Origin of the sequence: Actibacterium sp., assembly GCF_041584535.1 — a bacterium.
Classification (GTDB): Bacteria; Pseudomonadota; Alphaproteobacteria; order Rhodobacterales; family Rhodobacteraceae; genus Actibacterium_D.
The window spans coordinates 1-6037 of record NZ_JBFHDW010000167.1 but is presented as its reverse complement, the minus strand read 5'-3'; the positions used below and the strand labels follow the sequence as shown (position 1 = coordinate 6037).

At 63.2% G+C, this 6037-nt stretch carries 7 protein-coding genes and 2 pseudogenes; 5 read left to right on the top strand and 4 right to left on the bottom strand.

What is annotated here, in order from left to right; translation table 11 throughout:
- Both ABYW26_RS09340 and ABYW26_RS09335 read right to left on the bottom strand, forming a co-directional pair.
- Positions 1-191, bottom strand: a pseudogene (locus ABYW26_RS09340) (hypothetical protein); the annotation flags it as partial.
- A gap of 22 nt (positions 192-213) precedes the next feature.
- A complete protein-coding gene (locus tag ABYW26_RS09335) occupies positions 214-915 on the bottom strand; it encodes a corrinoid protein (protein ID WP_372604535.1) in 702 nt (233 codons plus the stop codon).
- Positions 916-1111: 196 nt separating this feature from the next.
- On the opposite strand from ABYW26_RS09335, the gene ABYW26_RS09330 reads away from it, so the two are divergent.
- On the top strand, positions 1112-2200 hold the full coding sequence (locus tag ABYW26_RS09330; RefSeq protein ID WP_372604534.1) for a PA0069 family radical SAM protein: 1089 nt from the start codon (positions 1112-1114) through the stop codon (positions 2198-2200).
- Between the two features lie 13 nt (positions 2201-2213).
- Here the strand turns inward: ABYW26_RS09330 and bmt are convergent, their stop codons facing one another.
- Positions 2214-3227, bottom strand: a complete 1014-nt coding sequence (gene bmt, locus ABYW26_RS09325; protein ID WP_372604533.1) for a betaine--homocysteine S-methyltransferase — start codon at positions 3225-3227, stop codon at positions 2214-2216.
- Positions 3228-3498: 271 nt separating this feature from the next.
- Positions 3499-3813, bottom strand: coding sequence for a DUF1476 domain-containing protein (locus ABYW26_RS09320; protein WP_372604532.1), 315 nt, complete (start codon positions 3811-3813; stop codon positions 3499-3501).
- Between the two features lie 202 nt (positions 3814-4015).
- Here ABYW26_RS09320 and purC point away from each other — a divergent pair, with 202 nt between their 5' ends.
- The 4 genes and pseudogenes from purC to ABYW26_RS09300 all read left to right on the top strand — a co-directional run.
- Complete coding sequence (gene purC / locus ABYW26_RS09315) at positions 4016-4774, top strand: phosphoribosylaminoimidazolesuccinocarboxamide synthase (RefSeq protein WP_372604531.1); 759 nt, start codon at positions 4016-4018, stop codon at positions 4772-4774.
- 13 nt (positions 4775-4787) lie between these two features.
- Entirely contained in the window at positions 4788-5027 is a 240-nt protein-coding gene (gene purS, locus ABYW26_RS09310; protein ID WP_372604530.1) for a phosphoribosylformylglycinamidine synthase subunit PurS, read from the top strand.
- On the top strand, positions 5027-5701 hold the full coding sequence (gene purQ / locus ABYW26_RS09305; protein WP_372604529.1) for a phosphoribosylformylglycinamidine synthase subunit PurQ: 675 nt from the start codon (positions 5027-5029) through the stop codon (positions 5699-5701). The genes purS and purQ overlap by 1 nt, the downstream gene beginning before the upstream one ends.
- 120 nt (positions 5702-5821) lie before the next feature.
- Positions 5822-6037 (top strand): annotated as a pseudogene (locus tag ABYW26_RS09300) (sensor histidine kinase); the annotation flags it as partial.

The following is a 6037-nucleotide window of genomic DNA, read 5'->3' as shown; positions in this document are numbered from 1 at the left end:
GCCGGGATCTTGTCGGGTGAATTGTGCAGGATCGCCGGCAAACAGGTCAGGCTGAGATGATCCCAGCCATTGACCCGGATCAGCGCCAGAATTTCATGCGCCAGCGCCCCGCAGGCCAGCAACAACACCCGCCCGCGCGCGGCGGGCAGGGGCAAACCGTCATGGGTCAGTGCGCTGTCGTTCAGATCCATGACGCCGCCCCCTTGAACCCGCTTAGCTGGCGGCCTGATTGTGCTTGCGCGCGATAAAGTCCTTGGCGGTTTCCACCGCCACGGCCGCATCGCGGCAATAGGCATCGGCCCCGATGGCGCGGCCGAATTCCTCGTTCAGCGGCGCGCCGCCGACCAGCACGATGTAATCGTCGCGCAGCCCCTGTTCCTTGAGCTGGTCGATGACGATTTTCATATAGGGCATGGTCGTGGTCAGCAGCGCCGACATCCCCAGAATATCGGCGTCAAAGTCTTTCAGCGCCGCGATATAATCTTCGGCGGGGTTGTTGATGCCGATGTTCTTTACCTCGAACCCGGCGCCTTCCATCATCATGGTGACAAGGTTCTGGCCGATATCGTGGATATCGCCCTTGACCGTGCCGATCACCATACGGCCCATGCGCGGCGCGCCGGTTTCCACCAGCAGCGGTTTCAGGATCGCCATGCCGGCCTTCATCGCGTTGGCGGCCATCAGCACTTCGGGCACGAACAGGATGCCGTCGCGGAAGTCGTTGCCGACCACGGTCATGCCGCCGACCAGCGCCTTGGTCAGGATGTCGTAAGGCGTCCAGCCGCGTTCCAGCAGGATGTTCACGCCTTCCACGATCTCTTCCTTCATGCCGTCATACAGGTCGTCCTGCATTTGCGGCACCAGTTCGTCATCGGGCAGGTCGGACAGAATCAGGTCGTCTTCTTGGTCAGCCATTATCGGGTCTCCCATCTGGGCGGTGGTGGCACAGGGTTTGTGTGGTGGTGGCGGCATTTGCCGCGATGCGCTTGGCGTGCAGCGACCGCCGATCACGCGCAACCGACAGCGCGGCGGAATTTCGCGGCTGGACGGGATGCGGGCTCTGGCGGGGCGTTAAGAAATGTTCTATTTTTGTTCCATGATGGAGTCGGATATGACGGAATCGGAAATCCCATATATCGCGCCGGATCGGCGCAAGGGCAGGGCGGCCAGCACCAACCATGCTGGACGGTTCGAACCCTATGCCCGCGTCGCCATCGACGATGGCTGGACGCCCGAGGACGATCTGCCGCCGCTGCGCACCGAGGTTCGCATCGAACAGCCGCGCCGGGTCATCACCCGCAACGCCTCGCCCGATGTGCCGTTCGACCGCTCGGTCAATCCCTATCGCGGGTGCGAGCACGGCTGCATCTATTGTTTCGCCCGTCCGACCCATGCTTATCTGGGCCTGTCGCCGGGGCTGGATTTCGAGACCCGGCTGATTGCCCGCCCCAAGGCGCCTGAAGGGCTGGCGCGCGAGTTGTCGCGCCCCGCCTACCAACCGGCGGTTCTGGCGATCGGCACCAACACCGACCCCTATCAGCCGATCGAGCGCGATCACCGCATCATGCGCGGCTTGCTTGAGGTGCTGTACGAGTTCCGCCACCCGGTCGCCATCGTCACCAAGGGCACGATGATCGAACGCGACATCGATATTCTGTCCGACATGGCACGCGCCAATCTGGTGCGGGTGGGGATCTCGGTCACGACGCTGGATCGCGATCTGGCCCGCCGGATGGAGCCGCGTGTGTCCGCGCCCGAGCGTCGCCTGAAAACCATCGAACGGCTCAGCGCCGCCGGTATCAGCACCCGCGTCATGGTCGCGCCGGTCATTCCGGCCCTGACCGATCACGAGCTGGAATCGATCATGACCCGTGCCGCCCATGCCGGGGCGCAGTCGGCCAGCTGGATCATGCTGCGCCTGCCGCTTGAGGTGGCGCCGCTGTTCCGCGACTGGCTGGATCAGACCTGTCCCGACCGCGCCGCGCGGGTCATGGGCCATATCCGGTCCATGCATGGCGGGCGCGATTACAGCCCCGACTGGGGCCGCCGGATGCGCGGCGACGGCGCCTATGCGGCGCTGATCGGCGCGCGCTTTCGCACCGCGCAGGCCCGGCTGGGGCTGGCCCCGACCGTGCCGCCCCTGGACCTGAGCCAGTTCCGGGTGCCGCCACGGGTCGGCGATCAGCTGTCGCTGTTCTGACATTGCTCTGCGCTTATCCCCGGCGGCGACGGCGGGTGCGCTCGGGCGCGCCGCTGTCGTCTCCGGTGCCGTCCGAGGCCGATGAGAACCCGCCCAGTTTCGCGGCGATCTCGTCCAAAGTCGGACGCGGGCCGGGGGTGCGGGTTTCCAGCGCCTCGCGCATGGCGCGCAGGTGTTCGGGCATGGTGCCGCAGCAGCCGCCGATGATCGTCGCGCCACAGGACCGGGCCAGAACCGCGTAATCGGCCATCAGCTCGGGCGTGCCGTTGTAATGGATATGGCCGTGGACATATTGCGGGATACCGGCGTTGCCCTTGGCGATCAGCGGGAATTCGGTGCCCGCAGCGGCAAAGCCCAGCACCGTGCGCAGCAGGTCCGACGCGCCGACGCCGCAATTGGCACCAAAGGCCAGCGGTTTATAGGGCAGCTTTTCCACCATCTCGGCCATGTCGGCCGAGGTGACGCCCATCATCGTGCGCCCGGCGGTGTCAAAGCTCATCGTGCCACACCACGGCATATCGGCCAGTTTAAAGGCCTCGGCGGCGGCCTTGAATTCTTCGGGGGCGCTGATGGTTTCGACCCACAGCACATCGACCCCGCCTTCCTTCAGCCCTTCGGCCTGTTCGTGGAACATCTCGACCGCGGTTTCATAGGACAGGGTGCCCATCGGCTGCATGATTTCGCCGGTCGGCCCGACCGAGCCCGCAACCACGACCGGGTGATCCGCCTTGTCGGCGATCTCGCGGCCCAGTTCGGCAGCGGCGCGGTTCAGTTCGCGCACGCGGGATTCGGCGTTGTGCAGTTTCAGCCGCGAGGCGTTGCCGCCGAACGAGTTGGTCAGGAACAGATCCGACCCGGCCTCGACCGCGCTGCGATAGAGGGTGCGGATTTTCTCGGGTTCATCGACGTTCCACAGTTCCGGCGCATCGCCCGAGCTGAGGCCCATGTTAAACAGGTTGGTGCCGGTGGCGCCATCGGCCAGCAGCCAGTCGCGGGTTTCCAGCAGGCGGGACAGGGCGTTGCTCATGCGAAAGCGTCCTTTTCAGAAAATACGGAAAGCGGCCCTAAGGCCGCGCGTTGGGCGCACAGGTGCCATGCCAGACACATATGTGCAAATTCTTAATCGTCATAATGATCTTGAGCCTGACGCATGTGGCGCCTGCGGCAGAATCAGACGCGTGCACCTTAAATGGGCAGGATCAGAGCGGGTGATTCCCCCGCATCAGCGCCGAAACGAAAAACGCGCCCCGAAAATCAGGGCGCGTCTGACGGGCCTGAGGCCTGAATTTGTGCGAAGCTCAGGCTTCGTTCATCAGTTGATCTTTGGCAACGGCCAGCAGTTCAACCATTTTCGAGCGGATCGTGGTCTCGTCAGCCAGATCGCCCAGATCGGCGGCAACCTTGCGATACACGTCTTCATGGCCGGCTTCTTCGAAATCAGCGCGGATGACGTCCTTGGCGTAAGCCTCGGCTTCGTCAGCCGATTTGCTCAGCAGTTCCGCAGCCCAGAGGCCCAGAAGCTTGTTCGCGCGGGCCTGTGCTTTGAATTTCATTTCTTCGTCATGGGCGAATTTGTTTTCAAACGCGCTTTCACGGTCGTCGAAGGTGGTCATTGGCCTTGGTCCTCCAGAATCTTATCGGCCCTGTTTGTAAGGGATTAACACCGGCCTGCCTAGAGGGCGTGGCACCCGATCGACGGCATTTGCGGGAATCTGAAAGGAATTGCGCGCTGCCTTGCCCTAACCCCGGCCTTGGCATATGAGAGGCGCAAGAACGGCCGGGGTTTCCCCCGACAGCCCAAGGATCGGAGATTCCATGGCACGGCGTAAAAAGATCTACGAAGGCAAGGCGAAAATTCTGTATGAAGGCCCGCAGCCGGGCACCCTTGTGCAGTATTTCAAAGACGATGCGACCGCCTTCAATGCCGAGAAAAAGGCAACCATCGAAGGCAAAGGCGTGCTGAACAACCGCCTGAGCGAATTCTTCATGGTCGGCCTGAATCAGATCGGCGTGCCGACCCACTTCATCGAGCGGCTGAACATGCGCGAGCAGCTGATCCGCGCGGTCGAGATCATCCCGCTGGAAGTCATCGTGCGCAACTATGCCGCAGGCTCGATGGCCAAGCGTCTGGGTCTGGAAGAGGGCCAGCAACTGCCGCGCCCGGTGATCGAATTCTCGTATAAAGACGATGCTTTGGGCGACCCGCTGGTGCCCGAGGAATATATCGTCACCTTCGGCTGGGCCAGCCAGCAGGATCTGGACGACATCGTGTCGCTGGCGCTGCGCGTCAACGATTTCCTGTCGGGCGTCATGTATGGCGTCGGGATCAAGCTGGTCGATTTCAAGATCGAGATCGGCCGCATCTACGAAGGCGATTACATGCGCCTTGTCGTGGCGGATGAAATCAGCCCCGACAGCTGTCGCCTGTGGGACGTCAAGACCGGCCAGAAGCTGGACAAGGACGTGTTCCGCCGCGATCTGGGCAACCTGACCGACGCCTATACCGAGGTTGCGCGTCGTCTGGGTGTGATGCCTGCTAATGTTACTTCGACCAAACCGACTCTGATCAACTAAGAGGACCGCCCCGATGAAAGCCCGCGTTCATGTCATGCTGAAAAACGGTGTTCTTGACCCGCAGGGCGCTGCCGTGCGCCATGCGCTTGGCACGCTGGGTTTCGACGGGGTCGAACGCGTGCGTCAGGGCAAGGTGATCGAACTGGATCTGGCCGAGACCGACGCCGACAAGGCCAAGGCCACTGTGACCGAGATGTGCGAAAAGCTGCTGGCGAACACGGTGATCGAAAGCTACTCGGTGGAGATCGCCTGATGCGCGCGGCGGTCATTCAGTTTCCCGGATCGAACTGCGACCGCGACATGGTCGTGGCGCTGGATGCCGTGGCCGGGTCGGACAAGACCAAACTGGTCTGGCACAAGGACACCAGCCTGCCGGCCGGTCTGGACCTTGTGGCAATTCCGGGCGGGTTCTCGTTCGGCGATTACCTGCGTTGCGGCGCGATTGCCGCGCGCTCGCCCATCGCCCGCGCCATCGCCGATTTCGCCGCCAAGGGTGGCTATGTTCTGGGGGTCTGCAACGGCTTTCAGATCCTGACCGAAACCGGCCTGCTGCCCGGCGCGCTGATGCGCAATTCCGGGCTGAAATACATCTGCAGATCGGTGCCGCTCAGCGTTCAGACCACCGATAGCGATTTCACCAACGGCTATGAAAAAGGCCAGATCATCAGCTTGCCGATTGCCCACCATGACGGCAATTACAACGCTGATGCCGATACGCTGGCCCGGTTGAACGGCGAGGATCGCGTCGCGTTCCGTTATGCCGACAACCCCAATGGCTCGGCCGAGGACATTGCCGGGGTGCTTAGCGCGAACCGCCGGGTTCTGGGCATGATGCCGCATCCCGAGCGCGCCGCCGATCCCTTGCTTGGGGGCACGGACGGGGCGGCCTTGTTCCGCTCGCTGGCCGGGGCGATGGCGCTGGCCTGAGGCCGCAGCGATCTTGCCCCGCGGCCCGCGCCGCCCTAGATTTATAAAATGACCCAACACAGCGCGCCCGAGTCTGACCAAGCGCCGGTGGCGCCGCTTGTCGCCCGTGGAAACTGGCGTATGCGGGTTACTTTGTTCATTTTCCTGCTTATCGCCGCCTGCACGATCTGGGTGACGAACGATTGGCTGAGCGCCCGTTTCACCGCCGCCACCCGCAACCGCGCCGAAGTGCGTCTGGCGCTGTATTCCGGCAACGTGGTCAGCGAATTGCAGCGCGCCTCGGTGGTGCCGCTGCTGCTGTCGCGCGATCCGACGCTGATCGGGGCGCTGAACTCG

Coding starts and splice junctions, on each gene's coding strand:
- ABYW26_RS09335 (WP_372604535.1), bottom strand. CDS start 915: ATGGCTGACCAAGAAGACGACCTGATTCTGTCCGACCTGCCCGATGAC.
- ABYW26_RS09330 (WP_372604534.1), top strand. CDS start 1,112: ATGACGGAATCGGAAATCCCATATATCGCGCCGGATCGGCGCAAGGGC.
- bmt (WP_372604533.1), bottom strand. CDS start 3,227: ATGAGCAACGCCCTGTCCCGCCTGCTGGAAACCCGCGACTGGCTGCTG.
- ABYW26_RS09320 (WP_372604532.1), bottom strand. CDS start 3,813: ATGACCACCTTCGACGACCGTGAAAGCGCGTTTGAAAACAAATTCGCC.
- purC (WP_372604531.1), top strand. CDS start 4,016: ATGGCACGGCGTAAAAAGATCTACGAAGGCAAGGCGAAAATTCTGTAT.
- purS (WP_372604530.1), top strand. CDS start 4,788: ATGAAAGCCCGCGTTCATGTCATGCTGAAAAACGGTGTTCTTGACCCG.
- purQ (WP_372604529.1), top strand. CDS start 5,027: ATGCGCGCGGCGGTCATTCAGTTTCCCGGATCGAACTGCGACCGCGAC.